Consider the following 21,351-nt stretch of genomic DNA (forward strand, 5'->3'; position numbering starts at 1 on the left):
TCTTCAGGCACCCGCGGGGTGCCCGGTCGCTTACGGGGAGAGTTCCAGAATGGCCATCAACGACAACGGGGCAAGGCGTGGCCTCAGCCGCCGGCATTTCCTGCAGACCGCCGCCGCGGGCGCGGCCCTGCCGTTCCTCGCCGGTGCCGGCGCCGCCTTCGCTGCGGACAAGCCGCTGGCCGGCCAGTCGCTCAACCTCCTCATCATCCAGTCGCATGCCGTCACCGGCAAGAAGCTCGCGGAAGACTTCGAGGCCGCCACCGGCGCCAAGGTCAATGTGACGATCGTCCCCTATGACCAGGTCGGCGCCAAGGCGACGCTGGACGTGCAGTCGGGCGTCAACGAATTCGACGTGCTCGACTACTGGTACACGAATATCGGCCAGTTGGCCGAGGACGGCATCGCCGAGGACGTGACCGAGTGGATCGAGCGCGACAAGGCCGAGATCAAGCCGGAAGACTACATCCCGCTGATCTACGACACCTATACGCTCTATGACGGCAAGCGCTACGGCCTGCCCTATGACGGCGACTCCCATCTCCTCTTCTACAACAAGGAGATTCTCGACCGGAACGGCGTCTCCGTGCCGACGACCTGGGAAGAATATCTCGCCGCGATCCAGAAGATCACCGAGGCCGAGTCCAAGAACGGCATCTATGGCGCGGCGGTGCTCGGCGGAAAGGCGCCGATCATCATCGGCTCCAGCTATGCCAATCGCCTCGCCGGCTACGGCGGCAAGTTCCTCGACGAGGACGGCAGCTCGGCGCTCGACAGCCCCGCCGCCCTCGAAGCCGCCAAGGCGCTGGTCGCGACCAATCCCTATGCGCTGCCGACGCCGCTCGAGACCCGCTTCGAAGAGGGCCTCCCCGCCTTCCTCGGCGGCAAGGTCGGCTTCATCGAGTTCTGGTCCGATCTCGGCGTCTATGCACAGGATCCGAAGGGCTCGCAGATCGTCGACAAGTGGGGCGTCACGCGCATCCCGGTCGGCGGCGCCAACAAGGATCCGCGTCTCGCCCTCAATGCCGGCTTCGCCTTCGCGGTCTCGTCGGGATCCAAGAAGAAGGAAGCCGCCTGGGAGCTCATCAAGTTCGCGGCCAGCCCGAAATATCAGGAGGAGCTGATCACGCTGACGGGCTCGGGCATTGATCCGGACCGCACCTCGCTGCTCTATTCCGAGAAGTACAAGGCTTTCGCCCCGCAGGTGCAGGCGGCGCTGGCCGGCGCGCTCGAGAACGCGCTGCCCTGGCCGACGACGCCCGAGACGCCGAAGTTGCAGCAGACGCTGGCCGACGAGCTGGCGCTGGCGCTGGCCGGCTCCAAGACGCCGGAACAGGCGATCAAGGATGCGCATGCCGCCTGGGTCGAGATCATCGGTTCCTGAGCCGGTTTCGTGATATCTGTGCCCGCCCGCTCCGAGGTCTGATCCTTCGAGCGGGCGGGTTCGCTTTTGTGCGTTTCGGAGCGCCATGATGACCGCAACCGCCCTTCCCACCGTCGCCCTCGGCCGCACCGGATTCGCCATCACGCGGGTCGGCTTCGGTGCCTGGGCGGCCGGCGGCGACTGGATCTTCGGCTGGGGCCATCAGGACGACGAGCAGTCGATTACCGCCATCCGCCGGGCGGTGGAGCTCGGCATCAACTGGATCGATACCGCGCCGACCTACGGCCTCGGCCATTCCGAAGAGCTGGTCGGTGCGGCGCTCGCCGACATCCCCCGTTCCGAGCGGCCCTATGTCTTCACCAAATGCGGGCTCGACTGGGGAACGGGCGAGCGCGCGATGCCGAAATTCGTCGGCCGCCGCGATGCGCTGCAGAAGGAACTCGACGCGTCCCTGCGCCGTCTTCGCGTCGAGGCAATCGACCTCTGGCAGGTGCACTGGCCGGCACATGACGTCGGCATCGAGGATTACTGGCAGACGCTGGTCGATGCCCGTGCGGCCGGCAAGGTGCGCGCCATCGGCCTTTCCAATCATGGCGTCGAGGCGCTGGAACGCGCCGAGGCGATCGGCCATGTCGACACGCTGCAGCCGCCCTTCTCGGCCATCGCGCGCGGCGCAGCCGCCGATGTCATCCCCTGGGCCGAGGCGCACGGGACCGGCGTCATCGTCTACAGCCCGATGCAGTCCGGCCTCCTGACCGGCAGCTTCACGGCCGAGCGCGCCGCGGCGCTTTCCGATCTCGACTGGCGCAAGGCGGACGAGGAGTTCAACGGCGACAGGCTGAAGCGCAACCTCGCGCTCGCGGCGGCGCTGGCGCCGATCGCCGAGCGGCACGGCGTCACGGTCGGCACGGTCGCCATCGCCTGGACGCTTGCCTTCCCCGGCGTCACCGCCGCCATCGTCGGCGCCCGCTCGCCGGCGCAGGTCGACGGCTGGGCGGCCGCCGCGCGCTTCGCGCTGTCGGCGGACGAGGTCGCCGAGATCGGGCGCGCCATCGAAGCGACCGGCGCCGGCAGCGGCCCGCTTGGCGCCGATCACGCGCGATGACCAGCGTGCCCTATTCCGACGCGATCGTTTCGCCGGCCGCGAGAGCCAAGCCCCGCGCAGACGTATCCCCGCGGCGTGACCGGATCGTCGGCGCCCTGTTCGTGGCGCCGCTCGTCGTCGCGCTCATTGTCACGACGCTCTATCCGACGCTGTTCCTCATCGCGCTCGCCACCAGCAAGAGCACGCTCGGCAAGCCCTTCCGCAAATTCGTCGGCACCGACCAGATCGTCGCCACGCTGACCGACGGCAATTTCCAGATCGCCGTCGCGAAGAGCATCGCGTTTGCCTTCGCCTCCGCCACCGCCGAAGTCGCGGTCGGCTTTTTCGTGGCGCTCGCCTTCGTGACGCTGCTGAAGCTCGGGCGGACGCTGCTCGTCATCGCGCTGCTGCCGCTGATGACGCCGCCGGTGATGGTCGCCGTCGCCTGGAAGCTGATCCTCGCGCCCGCCGGCGGGCTGTTGAACGGCGTGCTGATGAAGGCCGGGATCATCGACGCGCCGCTGTCCTTCCTCGCGACGCCGTTCCTCGCCTGGCTCTCGATCGGCGTCGCCGATCTCTGGCAATGGGTACCCTTCGTCGCGATCCTCTCCTTCGCCGCGCTCCTCAGCCTTCCCGACGGGGTGCAGGAGGCCGCGATGGTCGACGGCGCCTCGCCGCTGCAGCGCCTTCGCCACATCACGCTGCCGCTGGTCGCGGCGCCGCTTGCCTCGATCTTCCTCCTGAAGCTCATCATCGGCTTCAAGCTGTTCGACCTCGTCTATGTTCTGACCTTCGGTGGCCCCGGCTTCGCCACGACGACCGCGACCTTCGGCATCTGGCGTCTCGCGCTCGAACAGTTCGATGTCGGCAACGCGGCCGCGCAGACGCTCGTCTATGCGATCGTCATCGGCATCGTGACCATTCCCGTCGTCCGGCTGCACCGCTTCGCCTCGGAGAACCAGCCGTGACGGCCCGCGTCCTTTCCGGCCTCGAGTTCGGCCGCAATCCGCTGCGCGTCCTCGCGCTCGGAGGCGCGCTGGTCTCGCTCGCCTTCTTCCTGCTGCCGATCGCCTATCTGCTTTCCGTCTCGTTCAAGCGGAAGGACGACGTCCTCGCCGGCAACTTCCTGCCCGTCGACCCGACGCTCGACAACTGGCCGGGCGCCTTCGCCGCGACCTCGCTGACGACCTTCATCGCCAATTCGGTGATCGTCTCGGTGCTGGCCGGCATCCTCACCATCGCCATCACGCTGCCCGCCGCCTATGCGATGATCCGCATGGGCGTCTTCCGCCGCTTCCTGCCGCAGGCGACGCTGGCGAGCTATATCGCGCCGCCGGTCGTCGGGCTGATCCCGTTCTTCTTCCTCCTGAAGACGATCGGCCTCCTCAACACCCATGCCGGCCTCATCCTCGTCTACGGCCTCCTCAACATCCCGGTCGCCTTCTGGCTGATCGGCCCGTTCCTGAGGCGCGTTCCGGTCGAGATCGAGGAGGCGGCGGCGCTCGACGGCGCTGGCCGGTTCCGGACGCTGGTCTCGGTCGTGGCGCCGATCATCGCGCCCGGCATCGCCGCCACGACGATCATCGTCGTCATCCTCTCCTTCAACGAGTTCCTGCTCGCCTCGGGGCTGACGCTCACCGACGGGATGCGCACGCTCACCGTCGGCATCTCGCTGTTCCAGGGCGACCGGCTGGTCAATTTCGGCCAGATGGCCGCCGCCTCGCTCGCCGGCATCGTGCCGATCTATCTCATCGCCTTCCTGATGCAGAAGCACCTCGTCGAGGGGCTTGCGAAGGGCGGCGTAAAATGATGTTCAGGCGGCGCGTTCCGTTCTGATTTCCGGAGTTCCCATGTCTGCCGCGACCACGTCCGCCGTGACCATCTCGACACCCGGCTACCGCGTCCTCAGCCAGGCCGACATCATCGCCGAGATCGAGCGGCTGCCGGACGTGGCGGCGATCCTCGGCGGCACGGCATCCGACTGGCGCATCCGCGACGTCGCCGACGGCTACATGAACGCCGTCTTCATCGTCGAGGGACCGGATGGCGGCGTCTGCGCCAAGCAGTCGCTGCCCTGGGTGCGCTATCACGGCGAGAGCTGGCCGCTCTCGGAGAACCGCGCCTCCTTCGAGGCGAGCTACATGAAGCGGCTCGGAGGCGTCGTCGGAGAACTCGCGCCGAAGCTCTATCACTTCGATCCGTCGCTGCAGTTTATCGTCATGCAGCAGCTGACGCCGCATATCATCCTGCGCGGCGGGCTGATCGAAGGCCGGCGCTTCCCGAAGGTCGCCGGCGATGTCGGCCGCTATGTCGCGACCGCCGCCTTCCACACCTCCGATCTCGGCGTGCCCTTCGAGACGAAATTCGAGGACGTCTCGCTGTTCGCCAGGAACCACGCGGTGCTCAGGATCAGCGTCGACCTCATCTTCATCGATCCCTATGTCGAGGTGTGGCGCAACCGCTTCATCCCGGAGATCGGGGCCTGGGCCAGGGCCTTCCGCGAGGACGTGGCGCTGAAGACCGCCGTCGCGCGCCACCGCAACGCCTTCCTCTCCAACCGCCAGGCGCTGCTGCATGGCGACCTGCATTCCGGTTCGGTGATGGTGACCGAGGACGAGACGCGGGTCATCGACGGCGAGTTCTCGACCTTCGGGCCGATCGGATTCGATCTCGGTGCCTTCGTCGCCAATCTCGTCATCGCCTGGTATGCGCAGGGCGGCTACGACCGCGATCCGGCGGAGCGCGACGCTTTCCGCGCCTTCATCCTCGACCAGATCGCGACGCTGTGGACCACCTTCCGCCGCGAGTTCCTCGCGCTGTGGGAGGCCAATCCCGCCGCCGGTGACGGCTATCCGGCCACGCATTTCGCCGATGCCGCCGGCGCGGCCCGGCTTTCGACGATCCGGTCCGACTTCGTCGACGCGATCTTCCGCGACCTCGTCGCCTTCGCGGCGATCAAGATGATCCGCCGCGTCATCTCCTACGCGCAGGTCGCCGACTTCATGGTCATCGAGGACACCGTCCGCCGCGCCGAGGCGCAGGCCGGTACGCTCGCTCTCGCCCGCTCGCTGCTGAAGCATCCCGAGCGCTATCCGGATCTCGGCGCCCTGCTCGATGCCATTCCCCGCTTCGAGCGGGCCGGCCTCGACCCCGACGCGCCCTCGGCTCGCTGAGATCATGACCGACCGCCTCGCCTTCACGCCCGCCGCCGTGCTGCTCGACATCGAGGGCACCATCACGCCGAATTCCTATGTGAACGAGGTGATGTATCCCTGGCTCGCCGAGCATCTGCCGCCCTATGTCGACGCGCACCGGGACGATGCCGAGGTGCGCGAGATTCTCGCCGACACGATGGCGCTCGACGGAACCGGCGCCGAGCCGGTCGGCGTGCTGCTCGCCTGGCTCGCCGAGGATCGCAAGGCGCCGCCGCTGAAGCGGCTGCAGGGCCTGGTCTGGGACGCCGGCTATCGGTCGGGCGCCTTTCAGGGCCAGATCTATGATGATGCGCTCGCGGCGCTGGAGGGATGGAAGGCCGAGGGGCTGCCCGCCTATATCTTCTCCTCCGCCTCCGTGCAGACGCAGACCGAGTTCTTCCGCTACAGCCGCGTCGGCGACATTCGCCCGCTCTTTGCCGGCCATTTCGACACCCGCGTCGGCGCCAAGGTCGACACCGATTCCTACCGCGCCATCGCGGCGGCGATCGGCGTCGCGCCCGAACGGCTCCTGTTCTTCACCGACAATCCGCGCGAGGTCACGGCCGCGCTCGCCGCCGGCGTCGCGGTGATCCATGTGCTGCGCGAGGATACGTCGTCCGACCCGCGCGTTCCGGAGATCCGCTCCTTCGCCGAGATCGACGTCACCCGCCGGCCCGAGGCGCCAGAGGCACCATGACGACGGCCGCTCCGCCGCTCGACCGGGCGCGGATGCTGGCCGAGATCGCCGCGCGGCCGGATTTCGACGTCGTCGTTGTCGGCGGCGGCATCACCGGCGCCGGCACTTTCCGCGACCTCGCGCTGCAGGGGCTGCGCGTCCTCCTCGTCGAGCGCAGCGATTTCGCGAGCGGCGCCAGCGGCGCGCTGACCCGCATCGCCCATGGCGGCTTCCGCTATCTCGAGCGGGGCGACATCGCGCTTGTCCGCGACTCCGTGATCGAGCGCGACCGGTTGCTGGCCAACGCGCCGCATGCAGTGAAACCGATCCGCGTCGTGCTGCCACTCTCCGCGCGCCTCAAAGGCCTCGTCACGGCGCCGCTCGGCTTCCTTCGCCTCGCGAAGATGAGCGGCCTTCCCGGCACGCTGGCCATGCGCCTTGCCGGCCTCCTCTATGACGGTCTCGCGCCGCGCCCTCGCGCCCTGCCGCGCACGCGGCTCGTGGCGCGCGCCGGCTTTCCGCCACGGCTCCGCCCGCTCGCGCCCCGCTACCGCGCGCTGCTCACGATGGGCGAGGGGCGCATCCATATGCCGGAGCGGGTGGCGGTCGAGCTCGTCGAGGACGGAGTCGTCGCCGGCAGCGGCTCCGTGGCGCTCAACCACTGCCCGCTGGTCGAAGCCGATGGCGGCCGGTTGACGATCGAGGACAGGCTCGGCGGCACCCTCCATGTCGTCACCGCGCGCGCCGTGGTCAACGCGGCGGGGGCGCATGCCGACGCGGTGGCGGCTCTGTTCGGCCCCGCCGAGCCGATGACCGGTGGCGTCGCGGGCATCCACCTCCTCGTCGATGCGCCCGAGGCCGCGGCGGCGCTCGGCGACGACCTGCTCTTCTTCGAGGATGCCGCGCGGCGCCGGCTCTGCGTCACCTACCAAATCGCGCCGGGGCGGCTGCTGCTCGGCACCACCGAAGCGCCCGTCGCCGACCCCGACGCCGCATCCGCCACGCCGGACGACGAAGCCTATCTGCTCGCGGCGCTCGCGGCCGCCCTGCCGGACCTGCCGCCGCCTTCGGTCGTCGAGCGGATCGTCGGGGTGAGGCCGCTGCTCCGCTCGTCGGATGCGCAGCTCTCGGCGCGCAGCCGCGATCATGCCGTTCTCACCCGCGCGATCGGCGAGGCCACTCTGGTCACGGTGATCGGCGGCAAGTGGACAACGTTCCGCCGTATGGCCGCCGACGCCGCCGACGCGGTTCTCTCGGCGCTCGGCCGGTCGCGCGCGATCGACACGGCCGCGCTGCCGATTGGCGGCGGGCGGAATTATCGGCGCAGCGATACGGAACGGACCGCCGCGGAGGCTGCGCTCGTCGCAACCGGCGTTGGTCCCCGCCTCGCGGCAAGACTGGTCGAGACCTATGGCAGCCGCGCGCCGCGCGTCGCCGCGAGCATCCTCGCCCACGGCGCCGATGCGATCTCGGACGACGGCCGCCTCACCCATGGCGAGGTCGTCTTCTTCGCGCGCGAAGAGATGGCCGCGACGGCGGACGACATCATCCGACGCCGCACCGACCAGTTCTTCACAACCGCCGACCGCGCCGCGCTGGCGCGCCGGATCGACGGCATGCTCAAGGACTGAGCCTCAGCGGCGGAGCTTCTTCGCTTCGGCCTCGAGCGTCGCGCGGTCGTTGCCGTGATCGGCGATCAGCCGGCGCGCCTCATCCATCGAGACGCCGTTCTGCTCGGCGAAATAGCGCACTTCGTGATCTTCGGAGCCCGAGACCTGACGCCGGTCCTGGGCGCCGCGCTTCATCGGATCGTCTGCCATGGCTTGCCTCCATCATGGTCCATGAAGGCAATGCGGGACCGGACTCCGGGTTGCAGGCGTCAGTGTCCGGTCGCGACGGGCGCCCCGTCCTTGTCGTGCAGGGCGAAGCGGTCGACCATGGTCGCACTTGCCTCGTTGAGGCCGATCACCTCGACCTCGGCACCGAGCTTGCGCAGCCGCATCACTGCCTTGTCGAGCGCCCCGATGGCCGTGATGTCCCAGAAATGGGCATGGGTGAGGTCGATCACGACGCGTCGCGCCGTCTCCTCGAAATCGAAGCCGCGCAGGAATGCCTCCGCCGAGGCGAAGAAGATCTGCCCGGCGACGACATAGGTGACCTGGCCCTCGCCGTCTTCCGCGCGGCCGACGGAGACGAGCTTCGACACCTTGCCTGCGAAGAAGATGCCGGAGAGCAGCACGCCGACCAGCACGCCGATCGCCAAATCATGCGTCGCGACGACGGTGATCACGGTCGCCAGCATGACGATCGACGAGGAGCGCGGATTGCGGCGCAGGTCGATGATCGAGCGCCAGGAAAAGGTGCCGATCGAGACCATGATCATCACGGCGACGAGCGCCGCCATCGGGATGATGCGCACGACGTCGTCGAGGACGAGGATCAGGAAGAGCAGGAACGCGCCCGCGACGAAGGTCGAGAGGCGGCCGCGGCCGCCCGAGGTGACGTTGATGACCGACTGGCCGATCATGGCGCAGCCGCCCATGCCGCCGATGAAGGCCGAGGCGATGTTGCTGGCGCCCTGGCCGACGCATTCCTGGCTCTTGCTGCTCGACGTATCGGTCATGTCGTCGACGATCTGCGCGGTGAGCAGGGATTCGAGCAGGCCCACGGCGGCGAGCGTCAGCGAATAGGGCAGGATGATCCTGAGCGTCTCCAGCGTGAAGGGTACGTTGGGAATCCCGAATTGCGGCAGGCTGGATGGGAGCGCGCCGAGATCGCCGACGGTCCTGAGATCCATGCCGGTGGCGACGGCGAAGAGCGTCAGCACGGCGATGGCGACCAGCGGCGAGGGGATGACCCGGGTGAGGCGCGGAAAGAGATAGATGATGGCAAGGCCGGCCGCGATCATCGGATAGGTCGCGATCGGCACGCCGATCAGCTCGGGCAGCTGCGCCATGAAGATGAGAATGGCGAGCGCATTGACGAAGCCGGTGATCACCGAGCGCGAGACGAAGCGCATGACGCGGCCGAGCTTCAGGAAGCCGGCGACGATCTGGATCAGCCCCATCAGGATGGTGGCAGCGAAGAGATAGTCGAGGCCGTGGTCGCGGACGAGGCTCACCATGACGACCGCCGTGGCGGCGGTGGCGGCCGAGATCATGCCAGGCCGCCCGCCGACGATGGCGGAAACGCAGGCGATTGCGAAGGAGGCGTAGAGGCCGACCTTGGGATCGACGCCGGCGATGGCCGAGAAGCCGATGGCTTCCGGAATGAGCGCGAGGGCGACGACGATGCCGGCGAGGATGTCGGCGCGAATGTTGGAAGTCCACTCGCGGATGTAGCGGGACGGGAACGACATGGGGGATGTGGCAACGATCTGACGCACGCCGAGCAGGCGGTCGAGAAGGCTCGGGCTGTGCATGGTCCGGCGGATCGGCGGCCGGAAGAGCCACCCGGGCTTTCACCGGGTCCAGGCGGATGAGCTTGACCTAAATCAATCCCGCCCGCGACGCAACACGCCTCGCTCGCGCCTGCCCGGTAAAACGTCTCGATGCCATCCCTTTGAGCGAGCGGGGCGCTTGTGCTCCGCCACCAACTTTGTCAGTCATATGTCATTGGGCAACGGGACGGGAACACCCGGCGCCCAGGCCAACAAGGAGGATTTGATGAACGCGCTGAAGAGATGGCTCGGTGCGGCGCTCGTGGCTTCGAGCCTCGCGATACCGGGGGCCGCCCTCGCCGACAGCACCGTGACCGGCCCGGGCGGGACGACGAGCGGCACCTACATGGACTACATGAAGACGGTCTATGACCGCGCCGGCGCGCCCGAGATCACGTCGCTGCCGCTCACCGAGTTCGACGGCGAGTTCAAGCTCAATCCGATGGGTGCCAAGAGCTGGACCCAGTCCGCCGACGGCCTGACCTGGACCTTCAAGCTGCAGGACGGCCTCGTCTGGAGCGATGGCGAGCCGCTCACGGCGGAAGACTATGTCTTCGCGCTGCAGCGCGCCGCCAAGGAAGGCTACGACTTCAACTGGTACTGGTCCTTCGCCGGCGGCATCAAGGGCTGGTCGGACGTCACCGACAAGGGCGCCGACCCCTCGACGCTCGGCATCAAGGCGCTCGACGCCACGACGCTCGAAGTCACCACCGATGCGCCGAAATCCTATTTCCCCGGCGTCGCCAGCCTCTGGTACCCGGTGCCGAAGCATGTCGTCGACAAGATCGGCGACGACTACGCGCTCAATGTCGACACGCTCGTTGCTTCCGGCCCCTTCATGGTGAAGAGCTGGGAGAAGTCGAACAACACGATGACGCTGGTCAAGAACCCGAAATATAACGGGCCCTGGCAGGCGCAGATCGACACGCTCGTGCTCGACACGCAGATCGGACCGCCGGAAGTCGGCTTCCCCGCCTTCATGGCCGGTGAAGCGGACTGGACCTCGCTGAATGCCGGCCAGGTGCCGGTCGTTCAGGCGCAGTTCCCCGATGCGATCCGCAAGAATGCGGTGTTCGCGCTCTACTATCTCGCCTTCGACCTCAACAAGCCGCCTTTCGACAACGTCCATGTCCGCAAGGCCTTCCAGGCCGCGGTCAATCGCGAGCAGCTCACCTCGACGGTCCTGAAGGACACCGCCGTTCCGGCCAACTCGATCCTGGCACCGAGCTATCCCGGCTACCAGCAGTCGATCGCCGACCAGGCGAAGTTCGATGCGGATCTCGCCAAGAAGGAAATGGCCGAGGCCGGTTATCCGGACGGCAAGGGCTTCCCGCCGATCGAGATCTGGTATCGCGAGCAGGGCGGCTACAACGCGGCGATCGCCGCGCCGATGCTCCAGTATCTGCAGGCGCAGTTCAAGGACATCCTCGGCGTCGACATGCAGATCAAGTCGATGCCGACCAAGGACTGGACGGCGGCGCTCAAGGCCCGTTCGAACGGCCTGTTCCTGGCGCCCTACGAGTATGACTATCTCGACCCGTCGAACTTCTACGACCTGTTCAAGTCCGGCGGCCGCCATCACTACGAGTTCGCCGACTATGACGCGCTGGTGAATGCCGGCGACGCCGGCGCCGACTGGGACAAGCGCCTGCAGGACTATGCCAAGGCCGAGCAGATCCTGATCGACAACGCGGCCCTCGTGCCGCTCGTCCATCCGGTGACCATCGCCGCCGTCAGCGACAAGCTGAAGGGCGAGGGCGTGACCCCCAATTCCAAGGGCTTCACGCCGCTCGACCGCCTGTCCGGCTATCTCTACACGCACGTCACCAAGGAGTGACCGTCCGGGCGGGCGCTCCCCCAAGCGCGCCCGCCCGCCTCCACCATACCGGTCAGAGAAGGCAGCCGATGGCGCTTGTCGAAATCGAGGATCTCGCGGTCAGCTTCCGCCAGCATGAGGGCCTGGTCCAGGCGGTGCGCGGCGTCAGCTTCCATCTCGAACGCGGCGAAAGCCTCGGCATCGTCGGCGAATCCGGCTCGGGAAAATCCGTCACCTGCCAGGCGCTGATGCGCCTCCTGCGCGAGCCGCCGGCGCGCATCACGGCGAAGCGCATGGCGCTCGGCGGCACCGATATGCTCAGCGCCGACAAGCGCAGCATCGCCTCGATCCGCGGCCGCGTCGCGGCGATGGTCTTCCAGGACCCGATGACCTCGCTCGATCCCGTCTTCACCATCGGCCACCAGATCGTCGAGACGATCCGCGCCCATCGCTCGGTCACCAAGGGCGAGGCGCTGCGCCGCGCGGTCGAACTGCTGAAGCGCGTCGAGATCAAGAATGCCGAGGCGGTCGTCCGCTTCTATCCCCACCAGCTCTCGGGCGGCATGCTTCAGCGCGTGATGATCGCGATGGCGCTGTCCTGCGAGCCGGCGGTGCTCATCGCCGACGAGCCGACCACCGCGCTCGATGTCACTATCCAGGCGCAGATCCTGCAGCTCATCAAGGATATCCAGGCCGAGACCGGCATGGGCCTCGTCATGATCACGCATGACCTCGGCGTCATTGCCGAGACGGTCGATCGCGTCGTCGTCATGTATGGCGGCCGTGTCATGGAGACCGGACCGGTCGAGGACATCTTCGCGAACGCGCTGCATCCCTATACGCGCGCGCTGCTCGGCAGCATTCCGGGGCAGACGCCGGGCAAGCAGCGCCTCACCGAGATTCCCGGCGCCTCGCCCAATCCCATCGCGCCGCCGCCGGGCTGTCCCTTCCATCCGCGCTGCCCGCTCGCGGTCGAAGCATGCCGCCAGACGGTGCCGCCGCTCGAAGCTTATGCCGGCGGCCGGACTGCGGCCTGCATCCGCATCGAGGCCGGGAGGATGGCGGCATGAGCGCGAAGGACGGCGCGCCCGCGCTCGAACTGAAGGGCATCACCAAGCGCTACGACGCGCAGACGGTCGTCGACCGGGTCGATCTCCGCGTGCGCCCGAATGCGACCGTCGCGCTGGTCGGCGAGTCCGGCTCCGGCAAGACGACGACCGGTCTGATGGCGCTCAGGCTCATCGAGCCGTCCGACGGACGGATCATCCTCGGCGGCGAGGATGTCACCACACTGTCGCAGAAGGACCTTCGGCCGTTCCGCCGCCGCATGCAGGTCGTCTTCCAGGACAGCTACGCCTCGCTTGATCCGATGATGACGCTGGGCGAGATCATCGCAGAGCCGCTCGCCATTCACGGCATCGGCACGCGTGCCGAGCGGGGCGAGCGGGCGCGCGACTGGCTGGCGCGGGTCGGTCTCGACGGCAGCTATGCGACACGCTACCCGCACGAGCTCTCCGGCGGCCAGCGGCAGCGTGTGTCCGTGGCGCGGGCGCTGATCCTCGGTCCGTCAGTGCTCGTCGCCGACGAGCCGACCTCGGCGCTCGACGTCTCGGTCAAGGCGCAGATCGTCAACCTCCTTCAGGATCTCCAGGCCGATATGGGCCTCTCGATGCTGTTCATCAGCCACGATCTCTCCGTCGTGCGCTCGCTGGCCGACGAGGTCGTGGTGATGCTGCGCGGGCGGGTCGTCGAGCGCGGTCCGACCGAGCGCATCTTCACCCATGCCCATCATCCCTATACGCGGTCCCTGCTCGATGCCGTGCCGGTGATCGATCCCAAGGCGCGGCGGCGGCGCAGCTTCCTCTCGTCGGCGGAGATCAGCGCGGCGACGCCGCGTCTCAGGCCTTCCGACATCGAGCCGCAGCCGCTGCTCGACACCGCCGATCCGCAGCTCGTCGCGCTGGTCGGCAGTCATTTCGTCGAAGCGATCGTGAGCGAGCGAGGCTGATCCATGCTCTCCTTCATCATCCGCCGCACGCTCTCGATGCTCGCCACCTTCATCGTGGTGTCGATCGTCATCTTCCTGATGATGCACTCGATCCCCGGCGGGCCCTTCGACGGCTACGACATGCCGCTGCCCGACAATATCAAGGCACGGCTGATGGCCGATCTCGGCCTCGACAAGCCGCTGTGGGAACAGTACCTGCGCTACATGTGGGGCGTGTTCCGGCTCGATTTCGGCGTGCCCTATCAGAGCCCCGGCGAGACGGTGATGGGCCTCATTGCCCATGCCTGGGTGCCGAGCCTCGTGCTCGGCGGGCTCGGGGTGCTGATCGGCGCGCCGCTCGGCATCCTGCTCGGCATGGCCGCCGCGCTGAAGCGCAACAGCTGGATCGACTATGTCGCCTCGACCATCGCGACGCTCGGCCTCACCATTCCGGTCTTCGTGATCTCCACCCTGCTGATCCTCGTCTTCGCCGTCTGGCTGAAATGGACGCCGGCGAGCGGCTGGGGCGAGCCGAAGCGCTGGATCCTGCCGATCGCCGCCTATGCCGCCGTGCCGATGGCGACCTATGCGCGCTATGCCCGCTCGGCCATGCTCGACACGCTCAACAAGCCGTTCGTGACGGTCCTGCGGGCCAAGGGCCTCAGCGAGCGGCGGATCGTCTTCCAGCATGTGCTGCGCAACTCGGCGATCCCGATGATCACCATCTTCCTGCCGATGTTCGTCGGCATCGCCACCGGCTCGATCTTCGTCGAGAAGATCTTCCGCGTGCCGGGGCTCGGCGCCTATTTCGTCTCGTCGATCGAGAAGCGCGACTACCCGCTCGAGATGGCGCTGATGCTCCTGATCAGCGCGTTGTTCTGCATCTCCTACCTGGTCTCGGACATTCTCTACGCGCTGCTCAACCCGCGCATCCGCCTCGGAGGGAAGGACCAGTGACCGATCTCGCCACGGCCCCTCCCGCCATCGCAAGGCCCGACGCCGCGCGGCGGCGCAGCCCGCTCTATCTCGCCTGGCGCCGCTTCGCCGCCAACCGGGCCGCGCTCGGCGCCGGTATCGTCCTCGCCGTCATCATCCTGATGGCGATCTTCGCTCCGCTCGTCAGCAAGACCGGCCCCAACGACCAGGCCTTCCTCACGACCTCGCTCGCCTTCCCATCGGCAGAGCACTGGTTCGGCGTCGACGATCTGGGCCGCGATTTCTTCACCCGCATCGTCTATGGCGCGCGCGTCTCGCTCGGCATCGGCCTCTCGGCGGCGCTGTTCAGCCTCCTGCTCGGCATGCCGCTCGGCGCGCTCGCCGGCTATCTCGGCGGCCGGTTCGACTGGTTGATCATGCGCATCATCGAGCTGTTCTCGGTGGTGCCGCCGCTGCTCGCCGCGCTGCTGCTCGCGACGCTGACGCGCGGCGGCGTCTGGGCGATCGTGCTGATCTCGGGCCTGTTCGGCTGGGTCAATGTCTGCCTTCTGGTGCGGGCGCAGGTGAAGTCCTTCCGAGAGAAGGAGTTCATCATGGCGGCGCGCGCGCTCGGCGCCTCGCCTTGGCACATCGTCTGGCGCCACCTCCTGCCGAACTCCGTGTCGCCGGTCATCGTCGGCTTCGTGCTCGCCATCCCGCTCGCCATGATGCTGGAAGCGTCGCTGTCCTTCCTCGGCATCGGCGTGCAGCCGCCGACGCCGAGCTGGGGCCAGATGATCAATGTCGGCATGAATTTCATGTATTTCTACTGGCACATGGCCGTCTTCCCCACCGCCGCGCTCGCGCTCACCATCCTCTCCGCCTCCCTCCTCGGAGACGGGCTGCGCGATGCCCTCGATCCGACCCTGAAAGGGCGCTGACGTGACCTCCAATCTCGCCGAGCAATTCCTGCTCGATCCGGACGTCGTCTTTCTCAATCACGGCTCGTTCGGAGCCTGCCCGAAGCCGGTCTTCGAGGATTACCAGCGCTGGCAGCTGAAGCTGGAGCGCCAGCCGGTGGCGTTCCTCGATTCACGGCGCGGCCTCGAGGCCAATCTCCGCGCCGCGCGGCTCGCACTCGCCGCCGAGCTCGGCAGCGCGCCGGAGAACATCGCGCAGGTCACCAACGCGACGACCGGGCTCAACATCGCGCTGCAGTCGCTGCCGCTCGCCGAGGGCGACGAGATCCTGACGACCGATCACGAATACAGCGCGCTGGAGAAGACGCTCGTCTTCGTCGCGCGGCGGACCGGCGCGCGGATCGTCGTCGTCAAGGTGCCGATGCCCTTCGTCTCGGCCGAAGCCTTTCACGAGGCGGTCCTCGCCGGCATCACGCCGCGCACGCGCGTGCTCTTCCTCAGCCACATCACCTCGCCGACCGCGCTGCTCTTCCCGATCGAGCGGCTGATCGCCGAGGCGCGGGCGCGGGGCATCTTCAGCGTCATCGACGGCGCCCATACGCCGGGCCATATCCCGCTTTCGCTCGATGCCCTCGGCGCCGACGTCTATTCCGGCAACTGCCACAAATGGATGATGTCGCCGAAGGGCTCCGCCTTCCTGCATGTGCGGCCGGACCTGCAGACGATGATCGACCCGTTGGTGGTCAGCCATGGCTGGACGGCGGACAACAAGGAGCCGGGCGTGCGCGGCCCGCTCGGAAACTCCGCCTTCATCGACGAGATCGAGATGCAGGGGACGCGCGATCCCTCACCGTGGCTCGCCGTGCCGTCGGCGATCGCCTTCCGCCATGCGCATGACTGGTGGCGCGTCGCCGCGGAATGCCGGAACCTCGCGCAGGAGACGGCCGAGCGGGTCCGCGGCCAGTTCGGCCTGGATGCGCTCTCGAGCCCGGAATTCTCGGCCCCGCAGATGGTGGCGATCCCGATCCCGCCCTGCGATCCGCTCGCCATCCACGACGCGCTCCTCGCCGATTACGGCATCGAGATTCCCGTCTTCGCGTGGCAGGATCGCCATATCGCGCGGCTGTCCTGTCAGGGCTATAACACACGCGGCCAGATGGACGTGCTGGTGGAGGCGCTGGCCGAGCTGTTCGGCCTCAGGCAGCGGCACAGGAAGCTCAACACGGCGTGACCCCGATCGACGATCTCCTTCTCGGCCCGGCCCCGCGCGATGCGGTCGACTATCTCGAGCGCATCGACACCACCACGCGCGGCGCCGCGGTGCTCGACGCGCTCGCCGAGATGATCGACCGCGCCGGCCTTGGCGTCGGCGACCGCATTCCGCCGGAGATCTCGCTCGCCGAACGTCTCGGCGTCGGCCGGACGACGATCCGCGAGGCGCTGAACCGCTGGGAAGGGCTCGGCATCATTCGCCGCCGCCGCGGCGCGGGCACGTTCCTCGTTGCGCGGCCGCCCTCCTCGAAGGGCCTCGTGCCGACCATGATCCGCCTCGAGGGCGAGGCGCTGCTGCGCCTCATCGAGGTGCGCCGCTCGCTGGAAAGTACTGTCGTCGGCAAGGCGACGGCGAATGCCCGGCCGGCGCAGCGGCGCGAGATCTCGCGGCTTTGCGATATCCTCCTCGTCGAGGTGAACGGCGGCCGCCCCTGGCGCAAGGCCGACGCGGCCTTCCACGCCGCCATCTACGAGGCGTCGGGCAACCCGATGTTCGGCCAGATCCTGCTCCGGCTCGACCACGCGCTGGAGCGATCGGCCGAATCACCGTTCGGCCGCGACGGCTTCGGCATCGCCTCCTTCCCGCCCCACCGGACGCTCGCCGACGCGATCCTCGCCGCCGACGTCGCGGCCGCGGTCGCCGCGATCAACCACATCCTCGACGTGGTCGAAGGCGAGATCCGCGCCATCATCGCGCTCGACCCCGCCGCCGCCTGACGACCAGGCCGCGCCGCGGCGACACCACCCCTTCACGAAGCACGGCGCCGCCACCGCGACGCGCCGATCCGGCCGCCGCGCGCCCTCGCGCGCGAGCGTTCCGGCATCACATCGCCAGCACTTCCTCCGACTTCGACAATGCTTTTGACCGACACCCGAACATTTGTACGGGAACCATCGCGGAGACGCGCGTTGACAGGCCACACAGAACGCGCAATTATTCGCTCGTCGAGCAATTGATTGAGACAAGAAGCGCTCAAGCGCCGCCCGTTCGAGAACCCTGGAGGACGTCCATGAAACTGATAATGGGACTGGCAGCCGCCGCGCTGCTGGCTTCGGCCACGTTCGTCGTCGGCGAGGCCCATGCCCAGGCGCTGGCCGGCAAGAAGGTCGGCATCGCCGCGCGCGAGATCACCAACGACTACAATCGCGACATCATCGCCGGGGCTACCTCGGTGCTGAAGGACAACGGCGCCGAGGTCGTGGTGACCGATGGCGGCACCGATCCGCGCAAGCACAACGAGAATATCGAGAGCCTGATCAATTCCGGCGTCGCCGGCATCATCGTGCAGCTCGGCGATCCGCAGCAGCTGGCGCCCGTCGTCGCCAAGGCCAACGCGGCCGGCATTCCGGTCATCACGACCTCGATCGGCTCCAAGACCGAGGGCGCGATCGCCGATGTCGGCGGCGACGAGGCGCTGATGGCCGCCATGCTCGCCCGCTCGCTGCTCTCCAGCATCGACTACAAGGGCACGGTGATCGGCTTCTGGGTGCCGGGTGCGCCGCTGCTCGAGACGCGCAAGCGCGTGTTCGAGGCGGTCCTCGCCGACTATCCCAACGTCAAGGTGCAGTGGGTCCCGACCGAGCACAGCGCCGCCAAGGTGCAGACGCAGATGGAAGACCTTCTCACCGCCAATCCCGAGAAGGGCAGCATCGCCGGCGTCTGGGGCGCCTATGACCTGCTCGTCTCCGGCGCCACCGAGGCGGTGCGTCGTTCGGGCCGCGACGAGATCAAGATCGCGTCGATCGACGGCGACAAGATCGGCTTCCAGATGCTGCTCGACGAAGGCAGCCCCTTCGTCGCCACCATCGTCCAGGACGTTCCGGCCATCGGCAAGCTCGCGGCCGAGAACATCACCGCCGCGATCGGCGGCAAGAAGGACTTCCCGAGCGCAATCTTCACCGAGGTCTATGTCGCCACGCACAACAACGGCGTCGCGGCGACCGAGAAGCGCTGGGGCGAAGGCTTCTGGGAGGACAGCGGCATCGCCAAGGCGGATGTCGAGCAGCGCTGGCCGCAGGACGCGCCGCTCGTGGTTGTCCGTCCCGTGCTTCCCTAAGCCAATATCGACGATGCAGGGGCGCGCGACCGCGCCCCTGCCCTTTTCCAGCCAGGAATTGCCGCATGTCCCTGACCGGCTCCGCGAGCGACGCGGCCCGCGCCGCACCGGCGGTCGAGTGCCGCTCGATCCGCAAGACCTTTCCCGGCGTGGTGGCGCTCGACGACGTCTCGCTCTCCGTCGCCCGCGGCGAAATCCACGCCTTGCTCGGCCAGAACGGCGCCGGCAAGTCGACGCTGGTCAAGATCCTGACCGGCATCTACCAGCCCGACAGCGGCCAGATCTTCGTCGGCGGCCGCGAGGTGCGGCTGCGTGACGGCCGCGACGCCGAGGCGAACGGCATCGCCATCGTCCATCAGGACCAGCAGCTCGTCGCGCAGTTCGACGTCGTCAGCAACGCGCTGCTCGGCAACGAGACGGTCACGGCCGGCGGCTTCCTCGACCGCGCCGCGATGCGGCGGTCGGTCCAGTCGGCGCTCGACCGGGTCGCCGCCACCTTCTCCCCCGACACGCTGGTGCGCGACCTCTCGGTCGCCCAGCGCGCGCAGGTGGCGATCGCCGCCGCGCTGCTGCGCAACCCGACCGCCCTCATCCTCGACGAACCGACCGCGTCATTGAGCGAGCAGGAGGCCGAGCAGCTGTTCGGCATCATCCGTGCGCTCCGCGACCAGGGCGTCACCATCATCTACATCTCGCACTACATCGACGAGGTGCTGAACCTCGTCGACCGCGTGACGGTGCTGCGCGACGGGCGCCTCGTCGCGACCACGGCGGTCGGCGAGGTCTCGCGCGCCGAAGTCGTGCGCATGATCGTCGGCCGCGAGGTCGCACAGCTCTATCCGAAGGAGACCGTGACGATCGGCGAGCCGCTGCTCGAGGTGCGCGGGCTCACCGAGGGCCGGGCGCTGAGGGGCATCGACCTCACCGTCCGCCGCGGCGAGATCCTCGGCATCGCCGGCCTCGTCGGGGCCGGCCGCTCCGAGCTCGCGATGACGCTGGTCGGCGCGCTGCCGCGCACGGGGGGAACGGTCACCGTGGCCGGCAAGCCCTCCCGGCCCTCCGATCCGCGCCATGCCAAGCGCGACGGCTTCGCGCTCATCCCCGAAGACCGGCGACACGAGGGCCTCATCACCGATCTCTCGGTGCGCGAGAACCTGACGCTGCCCAACATCTCGCGCTGGGCGCGCTTCGGCCTGCTCAATCTCGGCCGCGAAAAGGCGGCGGCGCAGGAGCTGGTCGGCCGGCTCAACATCCAGCCGCCGTCGCTGAAGCCGCGCACGCGCAACCTCTCCGGCGGCAACCAGCAGAAGATCGTCGTCGGCCGCTGGCTGACCGGCGACGCGAAGGTGTTCCTCTTCGACGAGCCGACGACCGGCGTCGATGTCGGCTCGAAGATCGAGATTTATCGCCAGATGGTCGAGCTGGCGCGGGAAGGCGCGGCGGTCATCTTCATCTCCTCAGATTTCGAGGAGGTCGCGGCGATGTGCGACCGCACGGTGGTCATGCGCCGCGGCCGCATCGTGCACGAGATCACCGACCGCAGCGAGATGACGCCGGAGACGCTGCTCTACTGGGCGTCGGGCAGCGGCGACGGCAGCACGGCCGCCGAAGCGCCGCCGACGCAGAGCCGGCAATCGGCGACGACCGACTTCCTCGCCCGCTGGGGCACGGTGATCGGCATGCTGGTCGTGCTCGCGATCATCGCGGCGATGGCGCCGCAATTCCTCTCCATCAACAACGTGTTCGACGTGCTGAAGCAGGGCAGCGTGCTCGCCTTCATCGCGCTGGGGCTCACGGTCGTGCTCATCGCCGGCGGCTTCGACATGTCGGCCGGCGCGACCAGCCAGTTCGCGGCCAATGTCGCGGCGGGAACGCTGATCGGCGGCTCCGGCGCCGCCGCCGCGGTGGCGCTCGGCGGCGCGCTCGGCCTCGCGGTCGGCGCCGTCAACGCGGCGTTGATCCTCGTGCTCAGGATTCCCGCCTTCGTGGCGACGCTCGGCATGATGTTCGTCATCATGGGCGCGACGCTGCTCTACAATGGCGGCCAGGCGCTGACGCTTTCCAACCAGCCGGGCTTCTTCTTCATCGGCCAGGGCTATGTCGGGCCGGTGCCCTTCGTCTTCATCCTGCTGGTCGCGGTCACCTTCGTGCTCCATGTCATCCTGCGCCGCACCCGGCTCGGGCTCAGGATGTATGCCGTCGGCCAGAACGAGGCGGCGGCGATGCTGCGCGGCATCGGCCGCTCGCGCTATGCCTTCGCCTCCTGCGCGCTCGGCGGCCTCGTGCTCGGCATCGCCGGCGTGGTGCTCGCCTCCTACAGCTATGGCGCCTCGGCGCTCGCCTCGGGCGTCGACTTCCTGATCAGCGCGCTCGCCGCCACCTTTCTCGGCTCGACGATGTCGCGCGCCGGCGAACTGACGGTGATCGGGACGGTGATCGCGGCGATCTTCCTCGCCTCGCTCTCGAACGGGCTGATCCTGATGGGCATCTCCAACCAGGCCCTGCCGGGCGTTCAGGGCATCGTGCTGGTGCTCTCCATCTCACTCGGCCTGCTGCGTCGGCGCAGCATCGGCCAGATCCTGATCTTCTGAGAGCGAGGCAAGGGCAAAC

Annotated in this window: 18 protein-coding genes and 1 other annotated feature; of the genes, 16 read left to right on the top strand and 2 right to left on the bottom strand. The window is 68.2% G+C overall.

What is annotated here, in order from left to right; translation table 11 throughout:
* The first annotated feature begins 49 nt into the window (after nt 1-49).
* The 7 genes from QO015_RS12250 (at nt 50) to QO015_RS12280 (ending at nt 7,966) form a co-directional block, all read left to right on the top strand.
* Nucleotides 50-1,381: an ABC transporter substrate-binding protein gene (locus tag QO015_RS12250; protein WP_266279121.1), complete on the top strand. Its 1,332-nt coding sequence runs from the start codon at nt 50-52 to the stop codon at nt 1,379-1,381.
* Nucleotides 1,382-1,466: 85 nt separating this feature from the next.
* On the top strand, nt 1,467-2,486 hold the full coding sequence (locus QO015_RS12255) for an aldo/keto reductase (RefSeq protein ID WP_266279119.1): 1,020 nt from the start codon (nt 1,467-1,469) through the stop codon (nt 2,484-2,486).
* Complete coding sequence (locus QO015_RS12260; protein ID WP_266279118.1) at nt 2,483-3,433, top strand: carbohydrate ABC transporter permease; 951 nt, start codon at nt 2,483-2,485, stop codon at nt 3,431-3,433. Before QO015_RS12255 ends, QO015_RS12260 begins: the two co-directional genes overlap by 4 nt.
* Nucleotides 3,430-4,275, top strand: coding sequence for a carbohydrate ABC transporter permease (locus QO015_RS12265; protein ID WP_266279116.1), 846 nt, complete (start codon nt 3,430-3,432; stop codon nt 4,273-4,275). Before QO015_RS12260 ends, QO015_RS12265 begins: the two co-directional genes overlap by 4 nt.
* 40 nt (nt 4,276-4,315) lie before the next feature.
* Complete coding sequence (mtnK, locus tag QO015_RS12270; protein WP_266279115.1) at nt 4,316-5,638, top strand: S-methyl-5-thioribose kinase; 1,323 nt, start codon at nt 4,316-4,318, stop codon at nt 5,636-5,638.
* Nucleotides 5,639-5,642: 4 nt separating this feature from the next.
* On the top strand, nt 5,643-6,356 hold the full coding sequence (gene mtnC / locus QO015_RS12275; RefSeq protein ID WP_266279113.1) for an acireductone synthase: 714 nt from the start codon (nt 5,643-5,645) through the stop codon (nt 6,354-6,356).
* On the top strand, nt 6,353-7,966 hold the full coding sequence (locus QO015_RS12280; RefSeq protein ID WP_266279112.1) for an FAD-dependent oxidoreductase: 1,614 nt from the start codon (nt 6,353-6,355) through the stop codon (nt 7,964-7,966). Before mtnC ends, QO015_RS12280 begins: the two co-directional genes overlap by 4 nt.
* A gap of 3 nt (nt 7,967-7,969) precedes the next feature.
* On the opposite strand, the gene QO015_RS12285 is transcribed toward QO015_RS12280, so the two are convergent.
* Nucleotides 7,970-8,155, bottom strand: a complete 186-nt coding sequence (locus tag QO015_RS12285; RefSeq protein WP_266279110.1) for a DUF3606 domain-containing protein — start codon at nt 8,153-8,155, stop codon at nt 7,970-7,972.
* A gap of 59 nt (nt 8,156-8,214) precedes the next feature.
* Entirely contained in the window at nt 8,215-9,693 is a 1,479-nt protein-coding gene (locus tag QO015_RS12290) for a SulP family inorganic anion transporter (RefSeq protein WP_266282358.1), read from the bottom strand.
* Between the two features lie 60 nt (nt 9,694-9,753).
* Nucleotides 9,754-9,809: a sequence feature (sul1 is cis-regulatory element that is thought to sense ions involved in sulfur or methionine metabolism; They are found in Alphaproteobacteria), on the bottom strand.
* Nucleotides 9,810-10,000: 191 nt separating this feature from the next.
* On the opposite strand from QO015_RS12290, the gene QO015_RS12295 reads away from it, so the two are divergent.
* From QO015_RS12295 to QO015_RS12335, 9 genes are all read left to right on the top strand, one after another.
* A complete protein-coding gene (locus QO015_RS12295; protein WP_266279109.1) occupies nt 10,001-11,611 on the top strand; it encodes a peptide ABC transporter substrate-binding protein in 1,611 nt (536 codons plus the stop codon).
* Nucleotides 11,612-11,679: 68 nt separating this feature from the next.
* Nucleotides 11,680-12,660 (top strand): ABC transporter ATP-binding protein, encoded by a 981-nt coding sequence (locus tag QO015_RS12300; RefSeq protein ID WP_266279107.1) that lies wholly within the window; start codon nt 11,680-11,682, stop codon nt 12,658-12,660.
* On the top strand, nt 12,657-13,598 hold the full coding sequence (locus tag QO015_RS12305) for an ATP-binding cassette domain-containing protein (RefSeq protein ID WP_266279106.1): 942 nt from the start codon (nt 12,657-12,659) through the stop codon (nt 13,596-13,598). The genes QO015_RS12300 and QO015_RS12305 overlap by 4 nt, the downstream gene beginning before the upstream one ends.
* Before the next feature lie 3 nt (nt 13,599-13,601).
* Nucleotides 13,602-14,534, top strand: a complete 933-nt coding sequence (locus tag QO015_RS12310) for an ABC transporter permease (protein WP_266279105.1) — start codon at nt 13,602-13,604, stop codon at nt 14,532-14,534.
* The gene (locus QO015_RS12315) at nt 14,531-15,433 is read left to right on the top strand and encodes an ABC transporter permease (protein ID WP_266279103.1); all 903 of its coding nucleotides are present in this window, start codon (nt 14,531-14,533) and stop codon (nt 15,431-15,433) included. Before QO015_RS12310 ends, QO015_RS12315 begins: the two co-directional genes overlap by 4 nt.
* A gap of 1 nt (nt 15,434) precedes the next feature.
* Complete coding sequence (locus tag QO015_RS12320) at nt 15,435-16,643, top strand: aminotransferase class V-fold PLP-dependent enzyme (protein WP_266279102.1); 1,209 nt, start codon at nt 15,435-15,437, stop codon at nt 16,641-16,643.
* Complete coding sequence (locus QO015_RS12325; RefSeq protein ID WP_266279101.1) at nt 16,640-17,401, top strand: FadR/GntR family transcriptional regulator; 762 nt, start codon at nt 16,640-16,642, stop codon at nt 17,399-17,401. The genes QO015_RS12320 and QO015_RS12325 overlap by 4 nt, the downstream gene beginning before the upstream one ends.
* A 293-nt stretch (nt 17,402-17,694) precedes the next feature.
* Nucleotides 17,695-18,741: a substrate-binding domain-containing protein gene (locus QO015_RS12330; RefSeq protein ID WP_266279100.1), complete on the top strand. Its 1,047-nt coding sequence runs from the start codon at nt 17,695-17,697 to the stop codon at nt 18,739-18,741.
* A 65-nt stretch (nt 18,742-18,806) separates the two neighbouring features.
* Nucleotides 18,807-21,332 (top strand): ATP-binding cassette domain-containing protein, encoded by a 2,526-nt coding sequence (locus tag QO015_RS12335; protein WP_266279099.1) that lies wholly within the window; start codon nt 18,807-18,809, stop codon nt 21,330-21,332.
* Nucleotides 21,333-21,351: the final 19 nt, after the last annotated feature.

Origin of the sequence: Kaistia geumhonensis (assembly GCF_030815145.1) — a bacterium.
Classification (GTDB): domain Bacteria; phylum Pseudomonadota; class Alphaproteobacteria; order Rhizobiales; family Kaistiaceae; genus Kaistia; species Kaistia geumhonensis.

Bases quoted from the DNA above. Each gene is read 5' to 3' on its own strand.
- mtnC (WP_266279113.1), top strand. From the start codon at position 5,643: ATGACCGACCGCCTCGCCTTCACGCCCGCCGCCGTGCTGCTCGACATC.
- QO015_RS12285 (WP_266279110.1), bottom strand. From the start codon at position 8,155: ATGGCAGACGATCCGATGAAGCGCGGCGCCCAGGACCGGCGTCAGGTC.
- QO015_RS12295 (WP_266279109.1), top strand. From the start codon at position 10,001: ATGAACGCGCTGAAGAGATGGCTCGGTGCGGCGCTCGTGGCTTCGAGC.
- QO015_RS12250 (WP_266279121.1), top strand. From the start codon at position 50: ATGGCCATCAACGACAACGGGGCAAGGCGTGGCCTCAGCCGCCGGCAT.
- QO015_RS12330 (WP_266279100.1), top strand. From the start codon at position 17,695: ATGAAACTGATAATGGGACTGGCAGCCGCCGCGCTGCTGGCTTCGGCC.
- QO015_RS12305 (WP_266279106.1), top strand. From the start codon at position 12,657: ATGAGCGCGAAGGACGGCGCGCCCGCGCTCGAACTGAAGGGCATCACC.
- mtnK (WP_266279115.1), top strand. From the start codon at position 4,316: ATGTCTGCCGCGACCACGTCCGCCGTGACCATCTCGACACCCGGCTAC.
- QO015_RS12290 (WP_266282358.1), bottom strand. From the start codon at position 9,693: ATGTCGTTCCCGTCCCGCTACATCCGCGAGTGGACTTCCAACATTCGC.
- QO015_RS12300 (WP_266279107.1), top strand. From the start codon at position 11,680: ATGGCGCTTGTCGAAATCGAGGATCTCGCGGTCAGCTTCCGCCAGCAT.
- QO015_RS12335 (WP_266279099.1), top strand. From the start codon at position 18,807: ATGTCCCTGACCGGCTCCGCGAGCGACGCGGCCCGCGCCGCACCGGCG.
- QO015_RS12280 (WP_266279112.1), top strand. From the start codon at position 6,353: ATGACGACGGCCGCTCCGCCGCTCGACCGGGCGCGGATGCTGGCCGAG.
- QO015_RS12260 (WP_266279118.1), top strand. From the start codon at position 2,483: ATGACCAGCGTGCCCTATTCCGACGCGATCGTTTCGCCGGCCGCGAGA.
- QO015_RS12310 (WP_266279105.1), top strand. From the start codon at position 13,602: ATGCTCTCCTTCATCATCCGCCGCACGCTCTCGATGCTCGCCACCTTC.
- QO015_RS12255 (WP_266279119.1), top strand. From the start codon at position 1,467: ATGATGACCGCAACCGCCCTTCCCACCGTCGCCCTCGGCCGCACCGGA.